Below are 26696 nucleotides of genomic sequence, written 5' to 3'. Positions count from 1 at the left end.
GTGATCTCCTGTTTCGGGGTCAGGCTAGACCAGCGCGGGCATCAGGAAAAATCGTTTTATTGTATCGGAAGGATCAGGATTTCGCATCCTCTGGCGGGAAAAGCTGGCGGGCGATCTGGGCGGCCTCGCGGACATGGGTCGCGGTGCTGTCGTGGCGGGCGTAAAAGCGCAGGGCGTCGGGCTGCCACGCGTAGTCGAGCACCCGGAGTGTGCCGGCGCTCAGCGCGCTGTCCACCATGGCGCGCGGCAGGCAGGCGACGCCGAGCCCGTCGAGCGCCATCTGCAGGCAGACCGACATGTTCGACCCGGGCACCAGACGCGCGCGGCCGGGCAGCGCGGGGTTCAGCGCGCGGAAGTGGTCCTCGAGCTGGCGGAAGGGCACGGTGCCGCGGGCATGGGTCAGGATCGGGTGGCGGATCAGCTCCTGCGCGGTCAGGGGGCCGGGAAGCGGTGTCTCGGGTGGGGCGACCCAGACATAGGGCGATTGGCCAAGGGTGACGCTCTGCGCCGTGCGGCGGTCGAAGGGGCCGTTCTGGAAGGCGAGGTCGAGGTCATGGTCAAAGAGCGCCCGCGACAGGTTGGCCGACAGGTCCACCGTCAGTTCGACCGAAATGTTCGGGAAACGCGCCTTCATCGCGACCAGAAAGCCGCGCAGCCAAGTATGGGCGACCATCTCGGTCACGCCAAGGCGCAGCGTGTCGCGAAACAGGGTCGCGTCATCCGCCGCCGCCACGAAGCCATCAAGGGCGGTCAGAACCGCACGCCCCGGGCCTAGCAGCGCCTTGCCCTTGGGCGTCAGCCGGACCGAGCCCGCATCGCGCTCCATCAACACGACGCCAAGCTGCGCCTCCAACTGGGCGATCCGGTTCGAGATATTGGGCTGGGTGGTGTTCAGCCGCTCTGCCGCGCGGCGAAAGCTGCCGAGGTCGGCCACCGTCACGAAGGCTTCGACATGTTTGAGGTTGAGCATCGGCCGCCTCCCTTTGCCTCTTCCATAGGGCGAAAGGGCTGGCTGCGGAAGCTGGCAGAAACGGGTGGCAGGTTGGGCTTGCGCTGCGCGCAAGGCGGCTTGCCGGTCTTGGAGGTTTCACCTGCCTGACATTCGGACGATATGACAGGCAGGGATCGCAGAGCCGCATCCTGTCAAGGAAGCGACATGCCCCAAGTCACCTATTCCGCCGCCCAAAGCCGCCCCACCCAAGGCGCGCTCCTGATGGCCGTTGCCGTGCTGGTCTTTGCCTGCATGGATGCGACGAACAAGCATCTGGGCATGGCCTACAGCGCGGTTCTGGTGGTGGCGGTGCGCTATATCGGCAATCTTCTGTGGATGCTGGCGGTCTTCGGGCCGAGGCAGGGCCGGGCCCTGTGGCGGGTGCAGCGGCGCGGGCTGGTCCTGTTGCGCGGGGCTTGTCTTGCGGCGGCCTCGATCTTCGGTGTGCTGGCCTTTCAGCGCCTGCCGGTGGCCGAGGCGATTGCGGTGATCTTCCTTGCCCCGTTCTGCGTGATGCTGCTGGCCGGGCCCTTGCTGCATGAAAAGATCGGCCCGGTGCATTGGCTGGCGGCCTTGGCGGGCTTTGTCGGTGTCCTGCTGATCGTGCGGCCGGGCAGCGGGCTGGACCCGGTGGGCGTGCTGTTTGCCATGCTGACGGCGGGGGTGAGTGTCGGCTACAACATGCTGTCGCGCTCGCTCGCCCGCAGCGAGACGACGCTGGCCCTGATGTTCTGGACCGCCTTTGTCGGCGCCTTTGCCTTTGGCGCGGCCTTGCCCTTCTTCTGGCCGAAGTCCTTGCCGGGTGGGCTGGATCTGGGGCTGTTTCTGATTCTGGGCGGGCTGTCGACGGTGGGGCATCTGTTGTTCACCCAGGCCTGCCGGATCGCCCCGGCTTCGGTGATTGCGCCGGTGAACTATCTGCAGCTGTTCTGGGCCGGCATCCTCGGCTGGCTGGTCTTTGACCATGTGCCCGATCCGATCGGTCTGGTCGGCATGGCGCTGATCGCGCTTGGCGGGGTCTCGGCCACGATCTGGCCGATGATCGCCCCCCGCCCCCTGGTGCGGCCCGAGGTGCAGGCTTGAGCCGTTCAGGCCTGATTGTCGCCTGTTTCCCGGGCGATATCCCCGCATTTGCTCAATATAGGGGCGAAACTGGATTTGCTACCCCGCAAGCTTAACGCTTCCCCATGCTGCCGTCCGGTGCCATGGTAGGAGGATGCCGATTGGTTCCGGCGGAGGTTACATGTCGATCAAGGCGTCCATCTATCACCTGACCCACTACAAGTATGACCGACCGGTCATTCTCGGGCCGCAAGTCATCCGTCTGCGGCCGGCGCCGCACAGCCGGACCAAGGTGATTTCGCACAGCCTCAAGGTCTCGCCCAGCCAGCATTTCGTGAACCACCAGCAGGACCCGTTCGGCAACTGGATGGCGCGCTTCGTGTTTCCCGAGCCGGTGACCGAGTTCAAAATCGAGGTCGATCTTGTCGCCGACATGACGGTCTACAACCCCTTCGACTTTTTCGTCGAGGATTACGCCGAATACTGGCCCTTCGAATATGCCAGCGACCTGACCGAGGATCTGGCGATCTACCGCAAGGGCGAGCCGGTCGGTCCGGCGCTGGAAGGGTTCCTCAAGACCGTGCCGCGCGGCAAGATGCGGACCACGGATTTCGTCGTGATGCTGAATGCCGCCGTGTCGGGCAAGGTCGCCTATACGATCCGGATGGAGCCGGGCGTCCAGACCCCGGAAGAGACGCTTACCATCGGCAGCGGGTCGTGCCGCGACAGCTCCTGGCTTCTGGTCCAGGCCTTGCGCCACTTCGGTTTTGCCGCGCGCTTCGTCTCGGGCTACCTGATCCAGCTGAAACCGGATCTGAAGGCGCTGGATGGCCCCTCGGGGACCGAGGTCGATTTCACCGACCTGCATGCCTGGGTCGAGGTCTATATCCCCGGCGCGGGCTGGATCGGGCTTGACCCGACCTCGGGCCTGCTGGCCGGCGAAAGCCATATCCCGCTGGCTGCGACGCCGCATTACCGCTCTGCCGCCCCGATCTCGGGCCTTGCGAGCTTTGCCGAGGTCGATTTCGCCTTTGACATGAAAGTGTCCCGGGTCGCCGAACACCCGCGCATCACCAAGCCCTTCTCGGACGAAAGCTGGACCGCGCTGGACGCGCTCGGCAAGAAGGTCGATGCGGCGCTGGCGGCGGCGGACGTGCGGCTGACCATGGGCGGCGAGCCGACCTTCGTGTCGATCGACGATTACCAGGGGGCCGAGTGGAACACCGCCGCCGTGGGCCCGACCAAGCGCAGCCTGGCGGATCAGCTGATCCGCCGCCTGCGCACCCGCTTCGCGCCGGGCGGTTTCCTGCACTACGGGCAGGGCAAGTGGTATCCGGGCGAGACTTTGCCGCGCTGGACCTTCTCGCTCTACTGGCGCAACGACGGCCAGCCGATCTGGCAGAACCCCGATCTGATCGCCGAAGAGGGCGCCAAGACCGGGGTCACGCCCTTGGATGCGCAGGAACTGCTGCGCGAGATTGCGACCGAACTTGAGGTCGGCGAAGAACATATCATTGCCGCCTATGAGGACACCGCCGAATGGCTGGTCAAGGAGGCGAACCTGCCCGCCAACGTGACCCCGGCCAATTCCGAACTGAAAGACCCCGAGGCGCGCCACCGCCTGTCCACCGTCTTTGCCCGTGGCCTGACCGAGCCTTCCGGCTTCATCCTGCCGATCCAAAGCTGGCAGGGCAGGGCTTACGGACGGCGCTGGCGGTCCGAAAAGTGGCGTCTGCGGCGCGGTTACATGTTCCTGGTGCCCGGTGACAGCCCGGTCGGCTACCGATTGCCGCTCGACAGCCTGCCGTGGATTCCGGCCTCCTCCTATCCTTACATCAACCCGATGGACCCCACGATCGAGCGTGCGCCTTTGCCGCCGGTCGCGCCCCTCGACCCCAACCGCAAAAGCGCGCCCGCCGACAATCTGGTGGCCAGTTTTGTCGCCAATTCCCCGCAGGCCGGCCAGGTCCAGCAGGGCAGCCCGGTGATGGAGGTTGACGGCTATATCCGCACCGCCCTGTCCGTCGAACCGCGCGATGGCCGGCTCTGCGTCTTCATGCCGCCGGTGGTCAGCCTTGAAGACTACCTCGACCTTCTCCACGCCGCCGAGGCTGCGGCCAAGCGGCTCGGTCTACCGGTCCATATCGAAGGTTATGCCCCGCCGCAGGACCCGCGCCTGAACGTGATCCGCGTCGCCCCCGATCCGGGTGTGATCGAGGTCAACATCCACCCGGCCAAGACCTGGGAGGAATGCGTTTCCATCACCACCGGGGTTTATGAGGATGCCCGCCAGACCCGTCTGGGCGCCGACAAGTTCATGATCGACGGCAAACATGCCGGGACCGGTGGCGGCAACCATGTTGTGGTCGGCGGCTCGACCACCAATGACAGCCCCTTCCTGCGCCGGCCCGATGTGCTGGCCAGCCTGATCCTGCACTGGAACCGCCACCCCTCGCTGTCCTACCTCTTCTCCGGCCTCTTCATCGGGCCGACCTCGCAAGCGCCACGCATGGACGAGGCGCGCCATGATGCGCTGTATGAGATGGAGATTGCCCTCAGCCAGATCCCGGCGCCGGGCATGGGGATTCAGCCCTTGCCCTGGCTTGTGGACCGTCTTCTGCGCAACATGCTGACGGACTCGACCGGCAACACCCACCGGTCAGAGATCTGCATCGACAAGCTCTACTCCCCCGATGGTCCGACCGGCCGGTTGGGTCTGGTCGAGTTCCGCGGATTCGAGATGCCGCCGGATGCGCGGATGAGCCTGGCGCAGCAGCTTCTCCTCCGCGCCCTGATCGCCCGGTTCTGGAACGCGCCGATCACCGGCGAGATGACCCGCTGGGGCACGGCGCTGCACGACCGCTTCATGCTGCCGCATTACGTCTGGCAGGATTTCCGCGACGTGCTGGCCGATCTGCGCACCCATGGTTACCCGATGCAGGAAGACTGGTTCGAAGCCCAGGCCGAGTTCCGCTTCCCCTTCTGCGGCGAGGTCACCTACGAAGGCGTCAAGCTGGAGCTGAAACAGGCGCTGGAGCCCTGGCATGTGCTGGGCGAAACCGGGGCGGTGGGCGGCACGGTGCGCTATACCGACAGCTCGACCGAGCGGTTGCAGGTCAAACTGACCGGCGGCAATCCGGGGCGCTATACCGTCACCTGCAATGGTCGCGCCTTGCCCATGGCACATGTCGGCGGTGGCGAGGCGGTGGCGGGGCTGCGCTACAAGGCCTGGCAACCGGCGACGGCGATGCATCCGGTCTTGCGCGTCGATGCGCCGCTGACCTTTGACATCTACGACACCTGGACGCAAAGGGCGCTCGGCGGTTGCACCTATCACGTCGCCCACCCGGGCGGGCGCAACTACGACACTTTCCCGATCAACGGCAACGAGGCCGAGGCGCGGCGCCTGTCGCGCTTCCAGCCCTTCGGGCATACGGCGGGTTTCTATACACCACCCACCGAACGCATCTCGCCCGAGTTCCCGATGACGCTTGACCTCCGCCGCCCCATCGGGCTCTAACCGATGAGCCCCGAGGAACGCGATCTGCCTTCCAGCTCTGCCGAGCCCGCTTTGTGCCCGGCAGAGGCAGAGATCGCCTTGGGGCCGGAAGATCAGGCCGAAGAACAGGCTGAGCAGGAGGCTGGGGGCAGGGCGGTGGACAAGGCAAGCGAAGCGGAAGCCCGCGCCGATGAGGCCGAGGCCGAACTGGCCCAGGCAGAGCTGGTGCGGGCCGAACAGGTGCAGGCCGAACAGGCGGGCGGCGATCGCAGCGCCGATCCGGCCACAGCTGATCCTGCCCACTCCGATCCTGCTACAGCCGAGGCTTTGACCGCAGCGCAAGCCCCCGCCGCAACGCCCGAATCCGGCGCCGAGGTCAAGGCGGCCAAGGCACCATCCAAGGCCGCAGCGCCCGCGCGCCCCGAACCCGATGCGCCGCCCTATGCCCCCTTGCCCGCCGTGCCCGACGAGATGGTCGGCCCGGGCGGCGAACTGCGCCCGCTCTGGCGCGATTTCGCCACCGCCTTTGCCGCCCTCACGCCCGAGGATATCGTGCGCCGCACCACGCGGGCCGAGCAATATCTGCGCGACAGCGGCGTGTTCTACCGCCAGTACGGCGGCGGCGAATCGGTGGAACGGCCCTGGCCGCTGTCGCCGATCCCGGTGCTGATCGCGGAATCCGACTGGGCGGAGCTTGGCCCCGGCCTGATCCAGCGCGCCGAACTGCTCGAAGCGCTGATGGAGGACCTTTACGGCGAAAACCGCATGGTCGAGGGGGGGCACCTGCCGCCCTCGCTGGTGGCGGCCAACCCGGAATGGCTGCGGCCGATGGTGGGCATCCGCCCGCAATCGGGGCATTACCTGCATTTCCTGGCCTTCGAGATCGGGCGCGGCCCGGATGGCAAATGGTGGGTGCTGGCCGACCGCACGCAGGCGCCCTCCGGCGCGGGCTATGCGTTGGAAAACCGGGTGGCCACCTCGCGCGCCTTCAACGAGCTTTACGCCCAGGGCCATGTCCACCGCGTCGCGGGCTTCTTCCGCGACTTCCGCGACGCTTTGCTGGGCCTGCGCCAGGACCGCGACGCCCGTGCCGCGATCCTGACCCCGGGTCCCCTGAACGAGACCTATTACGAACACGCCTATATCGCGCGCTATCTGGGCATCACGCTGGTGCAGGGCGAGGATCTGGTGGTCTCGGAGGGCCGGCTGATGGTGCGCACCGTCTCGGGGCTGCGCCCGATCGACGTGCTGTGGCGCAGGCTCGACGGCGATTATGCCGACCCGGTGGAGCTGAACGCCGCCTCGCGGCTCGGGACGCCGGGCATGGTCTCGGCCCTGCGCGCGGGGGGGTTGACCATGGTCAACGCGCTTGGCTCGGGCATTCTGGAGACGCGGGCCATGATGGCCTTCCTGCCGAAGCTCGCGCCGCGCCTGATCGGCGAGGGGCTGCTTCTGCCCAATATCGCGACCTGGTGGTGCGGCGGGGCCGCCGAACGCGCCGCGGTGCGCGCCGCGCCGCGCCGGATGGTGCTGAGCCCGGCGCTGGCCACCGGCCTGCCCTTCGATCTGCATGAAGACATCACCCGCGCCGCCGATCTGAGCGCCAAGGAGCTGGCCGCGCTGCTTGACGCGCAGGGCCGCGACCTCGTGGCGCAGGAGGCGGTGACCCTGTCGACCACGCCGACGCTGGTCGCAGGCAAGCTCGCGCCGCGCCCGATGACCCTGCGGGTCTTTCTGGCCCGCACGCCCGAGGGTTGGCAGGTCATGCCCGGCGGTTTCGCCCGCATCGGGGCCACGCCCGACCCCACCGCCATCGCGATGCAGCGCGGCGGTTCGGCAGCCGACGTCTGGATCGTCTCGCCCAGCGAGGTGCCCTCGGTCTCGATGGTGCCGGCGAGTTCCGCGCCCTTCAAGCGGATGGGGCCGGGCGCCTTGCCCTCGCGGGCGGCGGACAACCTGTTCTGGCTCGGCCGGTATATCGAGCGGACCGAGGTTCTGGTGCGCCTGCTTCGCGCGCGCAACGTCCGTCTGGCCGAGGTCGGGGCCGGGGCTGGCCCGGTGCTGGCGGCCATGGCGCCCCTGTTCAAATCGCGCGGTGTCGATCCGACGCCGGGCATTCCGCCCGGCCTTCTGGATGCGCTGTCGGCGGCCATTGGCAGCGCGGGGCAAGTGCGCGACCGCTTCTCGCCCGATGCCTGGCAGGCGCTGGTCGACATCAACAAGACGGCCCGGCGGATGACCCTGCAGGTGACGGCGGGGGATGATGCGGCGCGGGCGCTGTCGGCGCTGCTGCGCAAGCTGGCCGGGATCACCGGGCTTGTGCATGAAAACATGTACCGCTTCATGGGCTGGCGCTTCCTGACCATCGGGCGCCTGCATGAACGCGCGATGAGTATGACCGAGATCCTCGCCATCCTCGCCGATGAAAAGGCGGTGCCGGGGGCATTGGACGTCGCGATCGAGCTGGGCGATTCGGTTCTGACCCACCGCCGCCGTTTCACCATGGCCTCAAGCCGGGTGACGGTGATCGACCTGCTGGCGCTCGACCCGCAGAACCCGCGTTCGGTGCGCCACCAGATCGAGGCTTTGGACGAACAGATCCGCATGCTGCCCGATGCGGTGGAAAACGGCGTCCTGTCGCCCCTGGCCCGCGCCATCCTGCGCTGCCAGACCGATCTGGCCACCCAGGCGCCCGAGACGATGACGACCTCGGCGCTGTGGTCCTTCCGGGGCCAGGTCGCGGCGCTGTCCAACCTGATCACAGAGGCCTATCTGCGCTGATGCAATATGACCTGCGCCTGGTGATCCGCTACGAATTCGACCGCCCGACCGGGGCGGGCCGCCAGCTGTTGCGCATCCAGCCCGCCGAGATGCCGGGCCTGCAAAGCCTTCTGGCCTGCGACACGGTGATCAAGCCCGAACCCTCGGAACGCCGCGAATTCACCGACTTTTTCGGCACCAAGGTGCTGGAGGTCGTCATGGCGCCCGGGCTCAAATCCTGCGAGATCGCGATGAAGGCGCGGGTGGTTCGCCTCCCTCTGGGCGAAGAGCTGGACATGTCGCCCCCCCTCGACCGCCTGCCCGAGGAGCTTGAGGAGGTCACCGATCTTGGCCCCGCCTCGCCGCACCACTTCCTGCGCGACTCGCCGCGCATCACGCTGGACCCCGCCATCGCCGCCTTCGCGCGCGCGGCGGTGGCGGAGGCCGAAACCGCCCGCGCCGCCATCGCGGCCTTCGGCAAGGCGATCCACGACCATATGACCTTCGATTCGCGCGCGACCGAGGTCGACACCCCGCCGGCCGAGGCTTTTGCCCTGAAACGCGGGGTCTGTCAGGATTTCGCGCAGATCATGATCTCGGGCTTGCGCAGTCTGGGGATTCCGGCGGCCTATGTCGGCGGCTTCCTGCGCACCCTGCCGCCGCCGGGCAAGCCAAGGCTGGAAGGGGCGGATGCGATGCATGCCTGGGTCCGCGCCTGGGCCGGGGCCGAGGCGGGCTGGCTTGACCATGATCCGACCAACGACTGCTTTGCCGACACTGATCACATTGCCGTGGGCCATGGCCGCGATTACGGCGATGTGGCGCCGGTCACCGGGGCTTTGCGGATGGATGGCGGCCAAAAGGGCAGCCATGCCGTCGATCTGATCGAACGTCCGGTCACAAGGGCCCGGAAGTGACGGGTTTTGCCCCATAGGCCCGGGATAGGCGGGCTTTGACGCATCTGCGCCGCGGCCCGGCACAGAAGACGCGGCCTCCCCTTGGCCTTGGCCCCCGAATCTCTCTATTATGACAGCAATTGCCCGCAAGGCGGGTCTGGTTTCGAGGATTTCATGCAAAGTTACGAATACCGGGTCGTGCCCGCGCCGCGTAAGGGCGAAAAGGCGCGTGGCCTCAAGACGGTTGAAGAGCGGTTTGCCTTCGTGCTGACCGGGCTGATGAACAAGATGGGGCTTGAGGGCTGGGAGTATCAACGCTCTGACGCGCTGCCTTGTGAGGAACGGGTCGGGCTGACCGGCTCGAAAACCACCTTCCAGAACATGCTGGTCTTCCGCCGCCCGCTGCCCGAGACGCTGTGCGAGGAGGTGGCGACCACCGCGCTGAACCAGCAACAGCGCCTGCTGACGGCAGATCCCGCGCCGATGCCGGCAACCGCGCCGGTTCTGGGGGCGGCGAGCCATCCGGTCGGCGCGGCCCCGGCGCTCGGGCCGGCCAATCCGGATTTGGTGGCAGACTAGCAGCCCCTCAGCGCTGGCCCAGATCGGCCAGCGCCAGCGGCAGGGCGCTTTCCAGCGCCGCAAAGCCCGCCGCATCGCCGAGGCTGATCCGGATGCAGCGGTCAAGCGGGGCAATCCCCGGCATCCGCACGAAGATGTCCCGCGCCAGCAGGGCCGCCATCACCGCGCGGGCATGGGCGCCGTCGCGCCCGCAATCCAGTGTGACGAAATTGGTGGCCGAGGGCAGGGGGCGAAGCCCGTTCGCCCTTGCGATCCGCCCCAAAGTCTCGCGCCCGGCCACGGCCCAGGCCCGCACCGCCTCCAGATGCGTCGGATCGGAGAGCGCCGCGATGCCGCCCGCCTGTGCTAACCGTCCCACGCCGAAATGGTTGCGCACCTTGTCGAAGGCCTGCGCCAGCCCGGGTGCGGCCAGCGCATAGCCCAGACGCAGCCCGGCCATGCCATGCGCCTTGGAAAAGGTGCGAAAGCGGATCACGCGTGGGTCGTCGGGTGCCACCTCCAGCGCCGTGCCGGGGGGCGCGAGTTCGACATAGGCCTCGTCCAGCGCCAGAAGACAGCCCTCGGGCAGAGCCTCGATCATCGCGGCGATGGCGGCGGCGGGGTGGTGGCTGCCCATCGGGTTGTCGGGGTTCGCAAGATAGATCAGCCGCGCCCCGGTCTGCCGGGCGAGGGCCAGAAGCGCCTCCGGGTCCTCGAAATCGCCCTTGTACGGCGCGCGGTGCAGTGTGCCGCCAAAGCCCGCGACATGGAAATTGAAGGTCGGGTAGGCCCCGGCAGAGGTGACCACCGCATCGCCCGGCCCGATCATCAGCCGGACCAGAAGGCCGAGCAGCCCGTCGATGCCTTCGCCCACCACGACATGGGCCGGTGTCACGCCATGGTGCTGTGCAATGGCGGCCTTGAGGTCGTGGCATTCGGGGTCGCCATACATCCAGACCTCGGCAGCCGCCTCGCGCATCGCCTGCACGGCGCGGGGCGAGGGGCCGAAGAGGCTTTCATTGGCGCCGAGCCGCGCCACGAAGGGGCGACCGCGCTGACGCTCCTGCGTCTCGGGTCCGACGAAGGGGACGGTGGCGGGCAGGCTTTCTGCCAGAGGGGTCAGGATCGGGCTTTTCATGCGCCCGAATTGACCCGCTTTGCCGGGCCAGATCAAGGGCTCAGCCGGGGTKGGCCTGACTTTTGAGAAGTTTCAGCACGCCCCATTCGCGGTAGACCAGCACGATCATGATCGTGTCGAGACAGGACAGCGCCAGGAAGGCCAGCGAGCCATGGCTCAGGAACTCGGTCATCTGATAGACCACGAAGCCTGCCAGCAGCACCATGGCGCCGGGATAGGCCCAGAGGATGCGCCGCGCCAGCATGATCACCATGGCAAACTTGATCGCGCCATGCGCCAGAAGGTAGAAGGCGTAGAAATGCTGGACCTGGATCGGAAAGGCCTGGGTCAGGTGCTGCACCCATTGCGCCATGTCGGCATCGGGTTGCTGGGTCAGGTTGTGGCGGGTCAGCCAGCCGACGAAATTGATGATCGTCATGTTCGGCGTCAGCAGCAGCCCAAGGCCGCCAAGGCTTTCACCAGCGGCAAAAAGGCCTTTCAGCACCAGACTGGCCTCGAACAGCCAATGCAGCCACTTGCCCAGCCGACTGGCCGGATTGATCAGCATGTCATCCTCAGTCCTGACCGCGGTAGGGCTGGACATATTGCAAGGCCATGTCCCAAGGGAAGAATATCCAGGTATCCTGTGACACTTCCGTGATATAGCTGTCCACCATCGGCTTGCCCTTGGGCTTGGCATAGACCGTGGCGAAATGCGCCTTGGGGTAAAGCGTGCGCACCAGTTCCAGCGTCTTGCCGCTGTCCACCAGGTCATCGACGATCAGGATGCCGGTGCCGTCGCCCATGAGGTCAGCCTGCGGGGCCTTGGTCACCACCGCCTCGCTGCGCTGATCGGCGGCTCCGCCACCGGAGTGATAGGACTTGACCGAGATCGTATCGACCACGCGGATATCCAGCTCGCGGCTGACGATCATCGCGGGCACAAGCCCGCCGCGGGTGATGCCAACCACGGCGCGCCAGGCGCCGCCATCCGGCCCCTTGCCATCCAGACGCCAGGCCAGCGCCCGCGCATCGCGGTGGATCTGGTCCCAGCTGACGTGGAAGCCCTTTTCATGCGGCAGACGGTCGGTCATGGCGAAATCTCTCGAATTTGGCTCTCAGGTCGCGGCCACCTTGAGCCCGAAGAGGAAGAGCATCCCTCCGAACAGGCGGTCCAGAACAGTCTTCAGGCTGATATACCGCGCCCGCGTCCGGTCAAGCGAGAAGATACGGGCAACTGACATGTTCCAGACAGTTTCGTTCACGAAGATGACAGCGATCAGCGCGAGATACTGCCAGAAGGGTGTCGTCGGCGGCACGGTGCCCAGAAATATGGCGGACATCACCACCACCGGCTTGGGGTTGGTCAGCTGCGTCACGATGCCAAGCCACAGGGCGGAACCCGCGCCGCGCGGGGTGGCGCGAGCGTCGCCGTCCGACAGCGGTTCGCGCGCGTGGAGCCAGAGCTTGATGCCGGTCCAGATCAGAAAGGCGCCGCCGCCCAGCTTCAGCGCGGTCAGCGCCCAGGGTGCCCAGGCAAAGACCAGCCCCAGCCCCGACATGGCGCAGACCGCCCAGAAACAGGCGCCGAGCCCGATGCCCATGGCGAGGAAGGTGCCGACCCGGAACCCCTCGGTCAGCCCGGTGCGGGCCGACATCAGCACCGCCGGCCCCGGAGAGATCGCCCCCAGCAGCGTCAGAAAACAAAAGCCCAGGAAAGCTGCCAGCGACATCCGATCCTCCTCACCCCCGACCGACCCGAAACCGAGCCCGGCTCAGTCCTTGCGCCCGTTCGCGGCGTCAATATCGGGCGCATCGACCGCCTTCATGCCGACGACATGATAACCCGCATCGACATGCAGGTTCTCGCCCGTGGTGCCGCTGCCCAGGTCGGACAAGAGGAACAGCGCCGCCTTGCCGACCTCTTCCTGATCGACGTTGCGGCGCAAGGGGGAGTTCAGCTCGTTCCACTTCATGATGTAGCGGAAATCGCCGATGCCCGAGGCGGCGAGGGTCTTGATCGGCCCGGCCGAGATTGCATTGACCCGGATGCCGTCCTTGCCGAGATCCTCGGCCAGATACTTCACCGAAGCCTCCAGCGCCGCCTTGGCCACGCCCATCACGTTGTAATGCGGCATGACCTTTTCGGCGCCGTAATAGGTCAGGGTCAGAAGGCTGCCGCCATCCGCCATCATCGCCGCCGCACGCCGCGACACCGAGGTGAAGGAATAGACCGAGATGTCCATCGTCATGGCGAAATTCGCCTTCGACGTATCGACATAGCGCCCGCGCAGCTCGTTCTTGTCGGAGAAGCCGATGGCATGGACCAGAAAGTCCAGCTTGCCCCACTTTTCGCCCAGCCGCGCGAACAGCGCGTCGATCGATGCCTCGTCCGAGACATCGCATTCCACCATCTCGGACATGCCGATCGAGGCGATCAGCGGATCGACCCGTTTTTTCAAAGCCTCGCCCTGATACGAGAACGCCATTTCCGCGCCGTGATCGGCCAGAGTCTTGGCGATGCCCCAGGCAATGGATTTGTCGTTGGCAAGGCCCATGATAAGGCCCCGCTTACCTGCCATAAGTCCAGTTGACATTCGGTCTTCCCCAGCCACCTATCCGCTGGGGCCCGGTGTAGGCGAAAGGTGCGGCTGCATCAAGGGCGGGGCTGGCGTTACAGGAGGGTGGAAGATGGACAGAACGGGCATTTTCGCGGGGGACGACCCCTTTGTTCTCGCAAAAGCCTGGTTGGCCGAGGCGGAAGCCACCGAAACCAACGATCCCAACGCGATTGCGCTGGCCACGGTCGATGCGGCGGGCCTGCCCAATGTGCGGATGGTCCTCTTGAAGGACATCGAGGACGCGGCCTTTGTCTTTTACACCAACTACGGCTCGAAGAAGGCGCAGGAGATCGCGGGCTCGGGCACGGCGGCTTTCGTGATGCACTGGAAGTCGCTGCGCCGGCAGATCCGGGTGCGCGGCACCGTCACCCGCGAGGAGGGGCCGCAGGCCGATGCCTATTACGCCTCGCGCAGCCTGAAATCCCGGCTCGGCGCCTGGGCCAGCGACCAGTCCCAGCCGCTGTCGTCGCGCGGCGCCCTGATGGCCGAGGTGGCCAAGGTCACCCTGGCCCAGGGTCCGAACCCGAAACGCCCGCCGTTCTGGGGCGGCTTCCGCATCACCCCGGTCGAGATCGAGTTCTGGGCCGATGGCGCCTTCCGCCTGCACGACCGGTTTCGCTGGACCCGGCAGAGTGCAACCGCGGATTGGGTGATCGAAAGGCTGAACCCCTGACCGGCGTTTTGATGAGCGCGGGGGTGACGTTAACGTAAGAGATGCCTGTTTTCTCATCTTTGCCTCTTGCATGTTCGTTTTTGTTCGTTGCATGCATTTGCGTGCGAGACTTACACCGGAAAATACCGTGGCCCATGGAAGACGATGACAAGACGCCCCTGATCCTTCAAGGGCACGTAAAGTGGTTCGATCCCGGCAAGGGTTTTGGCTTCATCGTCGCCGGTGAGGGCGGCAGTGATATTCTGCTGCACGCCAATGTGCTGCGGAATTTCGGGCAAAGCTCGGTCTCGGACGGCTCCTCGATCACGGTCCGGGTGCAGAAGACCGCGCGCGGCCAGCAGGCGGTCGAGGTGCTGGAAATCGCCCCGCCGCCCGGGCTGCAGCTCAACCTGAGCGAGCAGGAAGGCACCGTCGCCGAGGATTACGCCGACTTGCCGCTTGAACCGGCCCGCGTGAAGTGGTTCGACAAGGACAAGGGATTCGGCTTCGCCAATGTCTTTGGCCGGCCCGAGGATGTTTTCGTCCATGTCGAGGTGCTGCGCGTCTCGGGCTTTGCCGATCTTCAGGCGGGCGAGGCGGTCTGCCTCAGGATCGTCGAGGGCAAGAGGGGCCGGATGGCCGTACAGGTGGTGTCATGGGAAGGCTCTGCGCGACGCGAGTGAGGATGGCCCTGCTGGCCCTGGCCGCGGCTGCCCTGACGGGTCAGGCCCTTGCCGGCCAAGCCTTGGCTGCCTGTGCCCCCGATGCGGTGGAACTGCGCTGGAAGGGCGGTCAGGCCCGCTTCACCGTCGATGTGGCCGATACCGAGGCCGAGCGCGCCAAGGGCCTGATGTTTCGCGATCACATGTCCGCCTCGGCCGGGATGCTCTTCGTCTATGACCTGCCGGAGCATGCCTTCTACTGGATGAAGAACACGCTGATCCCGCTGGACATGGTGTTTGCCGATGCCACGGGCCGGGTGACACGGGTGCATGCCAACGCGGTGCCGGGCGACCTCACGCCGATTGATGGCGGCGAGGGCGTGACCTATGTCCTTGAAATCAACGCGGGGCTGGCCGCCCGGATGGGCATCGTCCCGGGGGCGGAGATGCGGGCCGCGCAGATCGACCCCTCGATGGCCAGCTGGTCTTGTGCAAACTAGGGCGTGATCTGCACCGGGTGCTTTTCAATCCCGCAAAACCGGGCTAGGAAGCCTGAAGGTACGGAGTGTAGCGCAGTCAGGTAGCGCGCCTGCTTTGGGAGCAGGATGTCGGGGGTTCGAATCCCTTCACTCCGACCAATTTCCCTCTCCTGCGGGTTGCCCGGTGCCATGGCCGCGATAAATCGCGGCCATGGCACCGGGCGGAGGCAGCCGCGATAAATCGCGGCTGTGGGGGGCGCGCCTTTGGCCGGCACCTGCGCCAGGCCGGGCCACGGCGCCGGTTGGCCGGACTTGCAGCCCGCCCCGCTTGCGCCCATATCTGGCGCCAAGGAGACCCACATGGCCCTGACCTTCGACCATTCCTATGCCCGCGACTTGCCCGGCACCTATCTGCGCGAGGTGCCCTCCGTGGCGCCGGCACCCGAGATTCTGGTGCTGAACGAAGGCCTGGCCCGCAGCCTCGGCCTTGATCCGCAGGAGCTTGCGGCGCATCCGTCCTGGCTGGCCGGCGGGGCCCTGCCGCCGGGGGCTGATCCTATCACCCAAGCCTATGCCGGCCACCAGTTCGGCGGTTTCTCGCCGCAGCTGGGCGACGGGCGCGCGCATCTCCTCGGCGAGTTGACCGCTGCGGGCGGCCGGTTCGACCTGCAGCTGAAGGGCTCCGGCCGCACCTCCTTTTCGCGCGGCGGCGATGGCAAGGCGGCGCTCGGGCCGATGCTGCGCGAATATCTGATCTCCGAGGCGATGGCGGCGCTAGGCGTGCCCACCACCCGGTCGCTGGCGGTCACCGCCACGGGCGAGCGGATCCGCCGCGACACCGGCCTCGTGCCCGGCGCGGTGCTGGCCCGGATTGCTGCCAGCCACATCCGCGTCGGCACCTTCCAGTTCTTCGCCGCGCGCGAGGATATGCCGAAGCTGAAGGCGCTGACCGCCTATACCATCGCCCGCCACTATCCCCACCTCGCCCCCGACGACGCGCTCGGCCTTTTCGATGCGGTCACCGCCCGGCAGGTCGCGCTCATCGCGCAATGGATGGGGCTCGGCTTCATCCATGGGGTGATGAACACCGACAATATGGCGCTCTCGGGCGAGACGATCGACTACGGCCCTTGTGCCTTCATGGAGGCCTATGCGCCGGGCACCGTCTTCTCCTCGATCGACCGGCAGGGGCGATATGCCTATGCCAACCAGCCGCAGATCATGGCCTGGAACATCTCACGCCTGGCCGAGGCCCTGCTGCCCCTGATCGACGCGGATGAGGCGCGGGCTGTCGAGATCGCCAACCAGCGGCTTGACGCCATCGCCCCGGCCTATCGCCAAGCCTGGGAAGCCGTCATGCGCGTGAAGCTCGGCCTTGACGGCATAGACCCCGGCGACGGCGCCCTGGCCGACGCCTTCCTGCAGGCGATCACCGCGGCCGACTGGACGCTCAGCTTCCGTCGCCTCGCCGATGCCGCCGAAGGACGCGAGGCGCCGCTTCTGTCGCTTCTCCCTGATCCGGCGCCAATGATCGCCTGGCTGCCGCAATGGCGCGCCCGCCTCGCCCCCGGCGCGCCCGCGGCCCTGCGCGCCGCCAACCCCGCCGTCATCCCGCGCAACCACAAGGTGGAAGAGGCCCTGGCCGCCGCCACCGACGGTGACATGGCCCCCTTCCGCGCCCTGCTGCAGGCCATCCAATCCCCCTTCGCCCCCGACACCGGCCGCGAAGCCTACAGCTTGCCCGCCCCCTCGGGCTTCGGCCCCTATGTCACCTTCTGCGGCACCTGAGGTTTTCATCCAGACGAAAATATCCCCGCCGGAGGCTTCACCGCCCCCTGCAGGGCGTTGACGGCGGGGCAGGGCCTGGCGTCATATGCCGCCATGAACCCGCGCTCCGACATCCACGACCGTTTGGCCGCCTCCCTGCGTGAGGCGCGCAAGGCGCGTGGCCTCAGCCTTGATGCGGTGGCCAAGCTTTCGGGCGTCAGCCGCTCGATGGTCAGCCAGATCGAGCGGGGCGAATCCTCGCCCACTGTGGCGACCCTCTGGAACCTGACCCAGGCGCTGCAAGTCGATTTCGCGGGTCTCCTCGAAGGCCGCCCCTCGCCCGGCATCGAGGTGATCCGCGCCGAGGCCGCCCCGGTGATCGGCGGCCGTGGCCGTGATCTCGTCATCCGCATCCTGTCGCCCGCCGAGGCGGTCGGCGAGCATGAGGTCTATGACCTGACCTTCGGCCCCGGCGGCGACCTCGTCAGCGACCCGCATTCCCCCGGCTGCCGTGAACATTTGACCGTGATCGAGGGCCATCTGCGGGTGCTCAGCGGCGACGACGAAAGCCGCCTCGGCCCCGGCGACACCGCCCGCTACCCCGCTGACCGCCCCCATGCCATCCATGCGCTGGACGGGGCGGCGCGCGCCATTCTGATCGTGCAGGACAGCTGACCCCGCCGGGGGATTTTGCATCCCCCGGACCCCCTGCAGGATATTTGTATCTGGATGAAGCAGGGAGTCCGCTGTGGCGGATATGATTCCGTTATATTGACACACTCTGCTTTATCCGCGATTATTCCGCTAAACCGGAGGAGATTCCGCAATGCCAGACGCCTTCCTGACCCACCTGAAAGCGACCCTCGCGGGGATCGAGGCCGAGGGCCTGATGAAACGCGAGCGGCTGATCGAAGGGCCGCAAGGCGCCCGCGTTCGGATCGCCGGGCGCGAGATGCTGAACCTTTGTGCCAACAATTACCTGGGGTTGGCCGACGATCCTCGCCTGATTTCGGCAGCCAAGGCGGCGATGGACAGCCATGGCTACGGCATGGCCTCGGTCCGTTTCATCTGCGGCACGCAGGATCTGCACCGGCAGCTGGAAACCCGGTTGGCAGGCTTCCTCGGCGCTGAGGATTCGATCCTCTTCGCCGCCTGTTTCGACGCCAATGGCGCGGTCTTCGAGCCGCTCTTGGGCGAGGCCGATGCGATCATCTCGGACAGCCTCAACCATGCCTCGATCATCGACGGGATCCGCCTCTCCAAGGCGAAGCGGTTCCGCTTCCAGAACAACGACATGGAGGATCTGGAGCGCCAGCTGCAGGCCGCCCGCGACGGCGGTGCGCGCTTCATTCTGGTGGCAACGGACGGGGTCTTTTCGATGGACGGTACCTTTGCCGATCTGGGGGAGGTGACCCGGCTTGCGGCGAAATATGACGCGCTGACCATGGTGGACGATTGCCACGCGACCGGCTTTGTCGGCCCGCAGGGCAGGGGCACCCCGGCGCGGGCCGGGGTCAAGGTGGATATCCTGACCGGCACCTTCGGCAAGGCCTTGGGGGGCGCGCTCGGCGGCTATATCGCCGGACCGCAGCCGGTGATCGACCTGTTGCGCCAGCGGGCGCGACCCTATCTCTTCTCCAACGCCCTGCCGCCCGCGGTGGTGGCGGCGGCGCTGGCGGCGCTGGATATCGTCGAGGGCGCTGATGATCTTCGCGCCCGCCTGACCGAGAACGCGCAGTACTGGCGCGCGGGGCTGGAGGCTGCCGGCTTCCGCCTGCTGCCGGGCAGCCATCCGATCGTGCCGGTGATGATCGGCGAGGCGCCCTTGGCGCAGGACTTCGCCAAGGCGCTGGATGCACGCGGGGTCATGGTCTCGGCCTTCTTCTTCCCGGTGGTGCCGCGTGGCCTCGCGCGGATCAGGACGCAGATGAACGCCGCGCTGACGCGGGCGGATCTGGATTTCGGCTTGGATGCTTTTGCGGCAGCGGGCCGCGCTGTGGGGGTGCTGTGATGAAGGCTCTGGTCAAATCCAAGGCAGAGGTGGGGCTTTGGGCGGAAGATCGCCCGGTTCCGGATATCGGGCCGGAGGATGTGCTGATCAAGGTGAAGAAAACCGGGATCTGCGGCACTGATATCCATATCTGGAACTGGGACGAATGGGCGGCCAAGACGGTGCCGGTGGGTCTGGTCACCGGGCACGAATTCGCCGGCGAGATCGTGGCCAAGGGCGCCTTGGTCGAGGGGCTGGAGATCGGCCAGCGCTGCTCGGGCGAGGGGCACCTGATCGGCAAGCTCTCGCGCCAATCGCGGGCCGGGCGCTTCCACCTTGACCCCGCGACGCGCGGCATCGGGGTGAACGAACCCGGCGCCTTCGCGGAATATCTGCGCCTGCCCGCCTTCAACGTCGTGCCCTTGCCCGATGCGATTGACGACGACATCGGCGCGATCCTCGACCCGTTGGGCAATGCGGTCCACACCGCGCTGTCCTTCGATCTGGTGGGCGAGGATGTCCTGATCACCGGGGCAGGCCCCATCGGCATCATGGCGGCGGCGGTAGCGCGGCATGTCGGCGCCCGGCATGTGGTGATCACCGACGTGAACCCGGCCCGGCTGGAACTGGCGGCGCAAGTGGCCGACGTGACCCCGGTGAACGTCGCGAAGGAAGACCTGCGCGAGGTGCAAGGCCGCCTCAAGATGGCGCAGGGCTTTGACATCGGGATGGAGATGTCGGGCAACCAGCAGGCGCTGGACCAGATGATCGAAAGCCTGGTGATGGGCGGCAAGATCGCGATGCTGGGGATTCCGCCCGGCAAATCGCCGGTGGACTGGAGCCGGATCGTCTTCAAGGCGATCACGATCAAGGGCGTCTATGGCCGCGAGATTTTCGAGACCTGGTACAAGATGATCGCGATGCTGGAAAACGGCCTCGACGTGCGTAAGGTGATCACCCACCGCTTCAAGGCGGCCGATTTTGTCACCGGGTTCGAGACGATGCGTTCGGGTCTTTCCGGCAAGGTCGTGCTGGACTGGACCTGATCCAAAGGCGCGCCTGCGGCGCAAGACTTATCCTCGCCTCTGGCCTGCGGCCAACCGGCTTCAGGTCAAGGGCCTCCGGCAGGAGTATTGGGGCAAAGCGCAAGGGGGGCGGGACTCTTGGGCCCAGACCTTTTGCCCTTGCCCTCTGTACAAATACTCTCGGGGGGTGAGCGCGTCAGCGCGAGGGGGGCAGACAGCCCCCCTTTTGGGCTCAGGACAGGGCGCCTTCGGCGGTGATCCGGGTCTTGCCGCCGAGGTAGGGGTGGAGCGCTGCGGGCAGGTCGACCGAGCCATCGGCCTGCTGGCCGTTCTCCAGCACCGCGATCAGGCAGCGGCCGACGGCAAGGCCGGAGCCGTTGAGCGTGGCCAGATATTCCGGCTTGCCGCCGGCGGTCGGGCGGAAGCGGGCGTTCATCCGGCGCGCCTGGAAGGCGCCGCAGGTCGAGACCGAGGAAATCTCGCGGTATTTCTGTTGGCCGGGCAGCCAGACCTCAAGGTCATGGGTCTTTTGCGCGCCGAAGCCCATGTCGCCGGTGCAAAGCACGATGGTGCGGTAGGGCAGGCCGAGCTTTTCGAGGATGGCTTGCGCGCAATTGGTCATCCGGTCGTGTTCGGCCAGCGCGGTTTCCGGGGTGCAGATCGTCACCATTTCGACCTTTTCGAACTGGTGTTGGCGCAGCATGCCCGTGGTGTCCTTGCCCGAGGAGCCGGCTTCGGAGCGGAAGCACTGGGTATGGGCGGTCATCCGGATCGGCAGTTGCGCCTCTTCGACGATCTCGCCCGAGACGGTGTTGGTGAGGGTGACTTCCGCGGTCGGGATCAGCCACCAGCCATTGGTGGTCTGGTAGCTGTCCTCGGCGAATTTCGGCAGCTGGTTGGTGCCGTACATTGCCTCTTCCTTGACCAGAACCGGGGTCCAGGTTTCCTGCAGCCCGTGTTCTTCGACATGGGTGTCGAGCATCATCTGGGCCAGCGCCCGGTGGACGCGGGTCACGGCGCCCTTCAGGACCACGAAGCGGCTGCCGGAGAGTTTGGCGGCGGTCTCAAAATCCATGCCGGGCTTCACGCCGGGGATGTCGAAATGTTCCTTCGGGGTGAAGTCGAAGTTGCGGGGGTTGCCCCAGCGGTGGATTTCGACATTGTCGGCCTCGTCGCGGCCCTCGGGCACTTCGTCCAGGGGCAGGTTGGGGATGCCCATCAGCATGTCGCGCAGGCGGGTGTCCTCGGCGGCGGCCTCTTCGGTCAGGCGCTGGATCTCGGCCTTCTTCTCGGCGACGAGGGCGCGCAGGCGTTCGAATTCGGCGTTGTCGCCGCGGGCCTTGGCGGCGCCGACCTCTTTGGAGGCGCGGTTCTGCTCGGCGGTGGCGGTTTCGGCGGCGAGGATCTTGGCGCGGCGGGCCTCGTCAAGGGCCAGGATCTCGGACGAGAGGCCGGACAGTCCGCGACGCGACAGGGCCGCGTCGAAAGCGGCGGGGTTTTCACGGATGGCGCGGATGTCGTGCATTTTGGGGCCTCTGGGTTCAAGTCGTGGGCGCGGTTATGCCTGATTTGCGCTTTCAGGGAAAGGGTGTGAAATCGCGGGATTGCACGCGTGCAATCTGAGATAAACATATGATAAATAACGACAATATTAAATATGTTAATCTTTGATTAGGTTTTGCGTCCCGGTTGCCGCTCAAGGAGACTTGGCGAATTTGCTTGGTGGCCGGTTGTTGCAGGCGCATGATGCGGCCTTGCCATCGGGGAGGGCGTCATGGTGGAAGCTGGGGTGGGTCGGGCGACGGATACGGTCTTTGCCGGGGCGATCCCCGAGCTTTACAACACGCTGATGGTGCCGATGCTCTTCACCCCCTATGCCGAGGAGGTGGCGCGGCGGGTGGCGGCGCTGCACCCCTCGGCGGTCTTGGAGACGGCGGCGGGCAGCGGGGTGGTGCCGCGGGCGCTTGCCCCCCTTCTGGGGCCGGAGGCGCGCTATCTGGTCACCGACCTCAACCCCGCGATGCTGGAGGTGGCGCGCAGTCTGCAGCCGGCCGACCGCCGGCTGGTCTGGCAGGCGGCCGATGCGCTGGCGCTTGCCGAACCCGATGCGGCCTTTGACGTGGTGATCTGCCAGTTTGGCGCCATGTTCTTTCCCGACAAGGTCAGGGGCTTTGCCGAGGCCCTGCGGGTCCTGCACCCGGGCGGCAGCTTCGTGATGACGGTCTGGGGGCCGCTCTCGCACAATATCATCACCGAGGCGGTGCTGACCGCCCTGGCCGAGATCTTTCCGGCAAGCCCGCCGGATTTCATCGCACGCATCCCGCATGGCTACCACGACGCGGCCCGGATCGGCGACGATCTGCGGGCGGCGGGCTTCGATGCGATCGAGGTCGAGACGGTGGACCGCATCTCGACCGCGCCAGACGCGATGGCGGCGGCCACGGCGATCTGTCAGGGCACGCCGATGCGCCCCGAGATCGAGGCCCGTGCGCCGGGCCGGTTGGGAGAGGTGACGGCAGAGGTCGCGGAGGCTTTGGTGCGCCGCTTTGGCCCCGGACCGCTGGCCCGGCCGATGCAGGCGCTGATCGTGACGGCGCGGCGGCCTGCGGCGGGGTGAAGGACCCTTCAGGCGCCGGTAATGGCGGCGCGGGGTTGAAACCCGCCAGTCGGGTGCCGAATTAGCATTGGATGCAGTGATCACGGGTCTGCGCGCTGACCTGTGGCTTGCCTTGCGCATCCGCCCCCCCGTCTGTAGGGTGCGGCGAAATTCCGGGGTGGGCCTCTGCCTCGGACCAATTCCCTTGGCCAGCTGACTGGCCCTGATGGCCTGACCGAAAGGACGACCGATGTTCGTGACTGCCGCTTATGCTCAGACTGCGGGTGCCGCTGGCGCCGGCTCTGCGATTACCTCTTTCCTGCCCCTCGTCCTGATCTTCGGGATCATGTATTTTCTGCTGATCCGTCCGCAGCAAAAGAAGATGAAGGACCTCAAGGCGATGATCGAGGGCGTGCGGCGCGGCGATCAGGTGCTGACCGGTGGCGGCATCATCGGCAAGGTCACCAAGGTGGGTGACGATGGCGTGCTGGAGGTCGAGATCGCCGATGGCGTCAAGGTCAAGGTGGCCAAGCACACGATCACGCAAGTGATGTCCAAGACCGAACCCGCGACCTCCTGAGAGCGACATGCAACTGACCACTCCCCTCTGGAAGCGCCTGCTGATCTGGGCGGTCGTTCTGATCGGCCTGATCATGGCGGCGCCGAACCTGTTTTACAGCCGGGTTGAAACCCATAACGACGCGCTGACCGCGATTGCGAAAGCGGGCGGGACTGCCACGGCAGAGCAGCAGGCGGCGGTGGATCAGTGGCCCTCCTGGGCGCCCTCGGCCTTGGTCAACCTTGGCCTCGATCTGCGCGGCGGCGCGCATCTTCTGGCCGAGGTCAAGCTGGCCGATGTCTATAAACAGCGCCTGGATGCCTTCTGGCCCGACGCCCGCGATGCCCTGAAGGACATCCGCGACGCGACCGGCCCGGTCAAGCGCCAGCCGTCGCCGGATGGCACCCTGCGCATTGCGATCACCAATGCCGATGGCGTGCAGGCGGCGGTGGCCAAGATTCAGGGCCTGACCTCCAACGTGGTCAGCCTGACCGGGGCCGGGCAGAAGGACATGAATGTCACGGCCGATGGCCAGGACATCGTCATCACCCTGTCGGATGCCGAAAAGGCCGCGACCGACAACCGGACCATGCAGCAAAGCCTTGAGATCATCCGGCGCCGGGTTGATGCGGCGGGGACGCGGGAACCCTCGATCCAGCGGCAGGGCGCGGACCGCATCCTGATCGAAGTGCCGGGCGTCGGCTCGGCCGAGGAGCTGAAGGCGATCATCGGCACCACGGCCAAGCTGACCTTCAACACGGTGATCGGCCAGACGGCGGACAAGACCGCCAATCCGGGCCCGGGTAACCTGCTTTTGCCGGCGTCCGACCGGCCGGGGCTTTATTACACGGTCGAGGAATTGCCGGTCGTGACCGGGGATAACCTTGTCGATGCGCAGCCCTCCTTCGACCAGAACGGCCGGCCCGCCGTCAGCTTCCGCTTTGACACTTCAGGCGCGCGCAAGTTCGGCGAATATACCGGGGCGCATGTCGGCCAACCCTTCGCTATCGTGCTGGACAAGCAGGTGATTTCGGCGCCGACCATCCAGACCGCGATCACCGGCGGTTCCGGCATCATCACCGGCAATTTCACGGTCGAGAATGCGACGAGCCTTGCGGTCCTGTTGCGCGCCGGCGCCCTGCCGGCCGAGATGTCCTTCCTGGAAGAGCGCACCGTTGGCCCGGAACTCGGTCAGGATTCGATCGACGCCGGCAAGATCGCCGCGATTGTCGGGATGTGCGCTGTCGGCCTCTTCATGCTGGCGAGCTATGGCATCTTCGGGCTTTTCGCCAATATCGCGCTGGTGCTGAACATGGGCGTGATCTTCGGCATCCTGTCGATGATCGGCGGTACGCTGACCCTGCCGGGGATCGCCGGTCTGGTGCTGACCATCGGCACGGCGGTTGACGCCAACGTGCTGGTCTACGAGCGGATCCGCGAGGAACTGCGCCACGCCAAGACCGCCGCCCGCGCCATCGAGATCGGTTATGAGCGGGCAATGTCGGCCATCGTGGACGCCAACGTCACCACGTTGATCACCGCGATCGTGCTCTATTTCTTCGGCGCAGGTCCGGTGCGCGGCTTTGCCGTGGCGTTGGGCATCGGCATCGTGACCTCGGTCTTCACCGCGCTTTTCGTGACGCGGCTGATCATCCAGGCCTGGTATAACTGGCGCAAGCCCAAGACCCTGATCGTGTGAGGATATAACCATGGCATGGCGTCTGAGACTGGCTGCCGAACATACGACGTTCGACTTCTTCAAACACCAATGGCTGACTTTTGGCGGCTCGATGCTGCTGATGGTGCTGTCCTTTGTCGCCTGGGGCGTCATGGGGCTGAACTTCGGCATCGACTTCAAGGGCGGCACCACGCTGCGCACGGATTCGACCACGGTGATCGACACGGCGCTCTACCGCTCGACCCTCGACAAGCTGGGGCTGGGGGATGTGGCGATCAACGAGGTCTTCGACCCCTCGTTCCGCGCCGATCAGCATGTGGCCGCGATCCGGCTTTCGGCCCCCAAGGGTCAGGAGCAGATCAGCGACGAGGGGCTGAAATCGGTGCAGACCGCGCTGACCGCGATGGACCCGAATCTGAAGATCGTCTCGATGGAGACGGTGGGGCCGAAAGTGTCGTCCGAACTGGTCTGGTCCTCGATCAAGGCGCTGGCGGCCACCTCCTTCGGGATCCTGGCCTATATCTGGCTGCGCTTCGAATGGCAGTTCGCCCTGGGCGGAGTCTTGGCGCTGTTGCATGACGTCTTCATCACGGTGGGGATTTTCGCGGTGTTCCAGATCAAGTTCGATCTGACCATCGTGGCGGCCTTGCTGACCATCCTCGGCTATTCGATCAACGACACCGTGGTGGTGTTTGACCGGTTGCGCGAAAACCTGATCAAGTACAAGACGATGCCCCTGAAAGAGGTGATGAACCTGTCGGTCAACGAGACGCTGACCCGGACGCTTGCCACCTCGCTGACCACGCTTCTGGCGGTGGGGTCGATGCTGGCACTGGGTGGCGACGTGATCCGCGGCTTCTCCTTCGCGATTTTCATCGGTATTCTGTTGGGGACCTATTCCTCGGTCTTCGTGGCCAAGAACCTGGTGCTGTTCCTCGGTCTGGACCGCTCGGACAAGCCCAAGAACACCGGCAAGGGTGCGGACCACGAATTCGCCAATATCGACGCCTGAGGCAGCCATGGTTGACATCCGCTTCACCGAGATCAGCTATGGCACGGCCCTGGCCATCGAGGGTTATGGGCCGGGTTTCTTCCGGGTCGGCACCCATCTGATCCGCGGCGCTTGCCTCGTGACGCCCTGGGACACGCGGCCCTGGGACGGGCTGACGGATTGGGCGACGCCCTTGACGCTGAAGGACAAGATCGACGTGCTGATCCTCGGCACCGGGGCCGAGATTGCCCATGCGCCGGCGGATTTTCGCAACGCGCTGGAAGAGGCGGGGATCGGGGTCGAGGTGATGAACTCCCCCGCCGCGGCGCGGACTTATAATGTGTTGCTGGGCGAGGGGCGGCGGGTGGCTGTCTGTCTGATCCCGGTCTGAGGGGTTTGGGCGGGGGTCAGGGTGGCCCGCTTCTCAGGCTCCCTTTGGGAGCCATCGGCTCGGGCCGGGAGGGGCCAGCCCCTCCTCGCCACCCCGCCGGACGGGCGTTCCGCCCTTCCGGACCTTCCCGAGGATATTTCTGTCTGGATGAAGACGCAAAGCGCGGCTGGCCGGTAGCAACTGTCTTTCAGGCTTTGGTTTGGTTGTAGTCTTTGCCTGTTTTGACCATTGCGTTGAGAATTGTCAGGAGTTTTCTTGCGCAGGCGATGATGGCGACTTTTGTCGGTTTTCCGGCGGCGGCGAGTCGTGCTCTGAAGGCTTTGATGTTCGGATCGTGGCGTGAGGCGATGAGGCCGGCCAGGTAGAGGCTGCGTCTGATGGCGGGTCGCCCGCCCCAGATGG

Annotated in this window: 24 protein-coding genes, 1 tRNA gene and 1 pseudogene; 18 read left to right on the top strand and 8 right to left on the bottom strand. The window is 66.3% G+C overall.

Translation table 11 applies throughout. The annotated features are described in order from the left end of the window. Positions 1-73 precede the first annotated feature (73 nt). Positions 74-970 carry a LysR family transcriptional regulator gene (locus AC1DVR_RS13600; RefSeq protein ID WP_478001121.1) on the bottom strand — a complete coding sequence of 299 codons (897 nt, stop codon included), beginning with the start codon at positions 968-970 and terminating at the stop codon, positions 74-76. Between the two features lie 186 nt (positions 971-1156). Here AC1DVR_RS13600 and AC1DVR_RS13595 point away from each other — a divergent pair, with 186 nt between their 5' ends. From AC1DVR_RS13595 to AC1DVR_RS13575, 5 genes are all read left to right on the top strand, one after another. Beyond that, positions 1157-2074, top strand: coding sequence for a DMT family transporter (locus AC1DVR_RS13595; protein WP_478001120.1), 918 nt, complete (start codon positions 1157-1159; stop codon positions 2072-2074). Between the two features lie 160 nt (positions 2075-2234). Continuing rightward, positions 2235-5573 (top strand): transglutaminase family protein, encoded by a 3339-nt coding sequence (locus tag AC1DVR_RS13590; RefSeq protein WP_478001119.1) that lies wholly within the window; start codon positions 2235-2237, stop codon positions 5571-5573. 450 nt (positions 5574-6023) lie between these two features. After that, the gene (locus tag AC1DVR_RS13585) at positions 6024-8333 is read left to right on the top strand and encodes a circularly permuted type 2 ATP-grasp protein (protein ID WP_478001262.1); all 2310 of its coding nucleotides are present in this window, start codon (positions 6024-6026) and stop codon (positions 8331-8333) included. Beyond that, a complete protein-coding gene (locus tag AC1DVR_RS13580; RefSeq protein WP_478001118.1) occupies positions 8333-9229 on the top strand; it encodes a transglutaminase family protein in 897 nt (298 codons plus the stop codon). Before AC1DVR_RS13585 ends, AC1DVR_RS13580 begins: the two co-directional genes overlap by 1 nt. A gap of 153 nt (positions 9230-9382) precedes the next feature. Then, entirely contained in the window at positions 9383-9787 is a 405-nt protein-coding gene (locus tag AC1DVR_RS13575) for a DUF4177 domain-containing protein (RefSeq protein WP_478001117.1), read from the top strand. Positions 9788-9794: 7 nt separating this feature from the next. On the opposite strand, the gene AC1DVR_RS13570 is transcribed toward AC1DVR_RS13575, so the two are convergent. Genes AC1DVR_RS13570 through fabI form a run of 5 tightly spaced genes read right to left on the bottom strand, consistent with a single transcriptional unit; the run spans position 9795 to position 13480 of the window. After that, positions 9795-10904 carry a pyridoxal phosphate-dependent aminotransferase gene (locus AC1DVR_RS13570; RefSeq protein WP_478001116.1) on the bottom strand — a complete coding sequence of 370 codons (1110 nt, stop codon included), beginning with the start codon at positions 10902-10904 and terminating at the stop codon, positions 9795-9797. Between the two features lie 40 nt (positions 10905-10944). Continuing rightward, positions 10945-11451 (bottom strand): DUF2127 domain-containing protein, encoded by a 507-nt coding sequence (locus AC1DVR_RS13565; protein ID WP_478001115.1) that lies wholly within the window; start codon positions 11449-11451, stop codon positions 10945-10947. A 7-nt stretch (positions 11452-11458) separates the two neighbouring features. Then, entirely contained in the window at positions 11459-11977 is a 519-nt protein-coding gene (gene gpt, locus AC1DVR_RS13560; RefSeq protein ID WP_478001114.1) for a xanthine phosphoribosyltransferase, read from the bottom strand. 24 nt (positions 11978-12001) lie between these two features. Continuing rightward, positions 12002-12616, bottom strand: a complete 615-nt coding sequence (locus tag AC1DVR_RS13555; RefSeq protein ID WP_478001113.1) for a LysE family translocator — start codon at positions 12614-12616, stop codon at positions 12002-12004. Between the two features lie 42 nt (positions 12617-12658). After that, positions 12659-13480 carry an enoyl-ACP reductase FabI gene (gene fabI, locus AC1DVR_RS13550; RefSeq protein WP_478001112.1) on the bottom strand — a complete coding sequence of 274 codons (822 nt, stop codon included), beginning with the start codon at positions 13478-13480 and terminating at the stop codon, positions 12659-12661. A 94-nt stretch (positions 13481-13574) separates the two neighbouring features. Here fabI and pdxH point away from each other — a divergent pair, with 94 nt between their 5' ends. The 8 genes from pdxH to tdh all read left to right on the top strand — a co-directional run bounded on the left by pdxH (position 13575) and on the right by tdh (position 20100). Beyond that, a complete protein-coding gene (gene pdxH, locus AC1DVR_RS13545; RefSeq protein WP_478001111.1) occupies positions 13575-14177 on the top strand; it encodes a pyridoxamine 5'-phosphate oxidase in 603 nt (200 codons plus the stop codon). 134 nt (positions 14178-14311) lie between these two features. Beyond that, a complete protein-coding gene (locus AC1DVR_RS13540) occupies positions 14312-14839 on the top strand; it encodes a cold-shock protein (RefSeq protein ID WP_478001110.1) in 528 nt (175 codons plus the stop codon). 2 nt (positions 14840-14841) lie between these two features. Then, the gene (locus tag AC1DVR_RS13535) at positions 14842-15318 is read left to right on the top strand and encodes a DUF192 domain-containing protein (protein ID WP_478001109.1); all 477 of its coding nucleotides are present in this window, start codon (positions 14842-14844) and stop codon (positions 15316-15318) included. A gap of 61 nt (positions 15319-15379) precedes the next feature. Continuing rightward, positions 15380-15456: transfer RNA gene (locus AC1DVR_RS13530), tRNA-Pro, on the top strand. A 201-nt stretch (positions 15457-15657) separates the two neighbouring features. Then, positions 15658-17085 carry a protein adenylyltransferase SelO gene (locus AC1DVR_RS13525; RefSeq protein WP_478001108.1) on the top strand — a complete coding sequence of 476 codons (1428 nt, stop codon included), beginning with the start codon at positions 15658-15660 and terminating at the stop codon, positions 17083-17085. A gap of 93 nt (positions 17086-17178) precedes the next feature. Further along, complete coding sequence (locus AC1DVR_RS13520; RefSeq protein WP_478001107.1) at positions 17179-17739, top strand: helix-turn-helix domain-containing protein; 561 nt, start codon at positions 17179-17181, stop codon at positions 17737-17739. Positions 17740-17890: 151 nt separating this feature from the next. Beyond that, the gene (locus AC1DVR_RS13515; protein ID WP_478001106.1) at positions 17891-19075 is read left to right on the top strand and encodes a glycine C-acetyltransferase; all 1185 of its coding nucleotides are present in this window, start codon (positions 17891-17893) and stop codon (positions 19073-19075) included. Next, positions 19075-20100 (top strand): L-threonine 3-dehydrogenase, encoded by a 1026-nt coding sequence (gene tdh / locus AC1DVR_RS13510; protein WP_478001105.1) that lies wholly within the window; start codon positions 19075-19077, stop codon positions 20098-20100. Before AC1DVR_RS13515 ends, tdh begins: the two co-directional genes overlap by 1 nt. A gap of 211 nt (positions 20101-20311) precedes the next feature. Here the strand turns inward: tdh and serS are convergent, their stop codons facing one another. Beyond that, positions 20312-21604, bottom strand: coding sequence for a serine--tRNA ligase (serS, locus tag AC1DVR_RS13505; RefSeq protein ID WP_478001104.1), 1293 nt, complete (start codon positions 21602-21604; stop codon positions 20312-20314). A gap of 249 nt (positions 21605-21853) precedes the next feature. On the opposite strand from serS, the gene AC1DVR_RS13500 reads away from it, so the two are divergent. From AC1DVR_RS13500 to AC1DVR_RS13480, 5 genes are all read left to right on the top strand, one after another. After that, positions 21854-22696, top strand: a complete 843-nt coding sequence (locus tag AC1DVR_RS13500) for a class I SAM-dependent methyltransferase (protein ID WP_478001103.1) — start codon at positions 21854-21856, stop codon at positions 22694-22696. Between the two features lie 229 nt (positions 22697-22925). After that, positions 22926-23255, top strand: coding sequence for a preprotein translocase subunit YajC (yajC, locus tag AC1DVR_RS13495; protein ID WP_478001102.1), 330 nt, complete (start codon positions 22926-22928; stop codon positions 23253-23255). Between the two features lie 7 nt (positions 23256-23262). Then, entirely contained in the window at positions 23263-24933 is a 1671-nt protein-coding gene (gene secD, locus AC1DVR_RS13490) for a protein translocase subunit SecD (RefSeq protein WP_478001101.1), read from the top strand. Positions 24934-24943: 10 nt separating this feature from the next. Continuing rightward, positions 24944-25924, top strand: coding sequence for a protein translocase subunit SecF (secF, locus tag AC1DVR_RS13485; protein WP_478001100.1), 981 nt, complete (start codon positions 24944-24946; stop codon positions 25922-25924). A 16-nt stretch (positions 25925-25940) separates the two neighbouring features. After that, positions 25941-26294, top strand: coding sequence for an Mth938-like domain-containing protein (locus AC1DVR_RS13480; protein ID WP_478001261.1), 354 nt, complete (start codon positions 25941-25943; stop codon positions 26292-26294). A gap of 187 nt (positions 26295-26481) precedes the next feature. On the opposite strand, the pseudogene AC1DVR_RS13475 reads toward AC1DVR_RS13480, so the two are convergent. Next, positions 26482-26696 (bottom strand): annotated as a pseudogene (locus tag AC1DVR_RS13475) (hypothetical protein); the annotation flags it as partial.

Source organism: Rhodobacter sp. P2_H5 (assembly GCF_056403335.1).
This window is presented reverse-complemented; position numbering and strand designations above follow the sequence as displayed.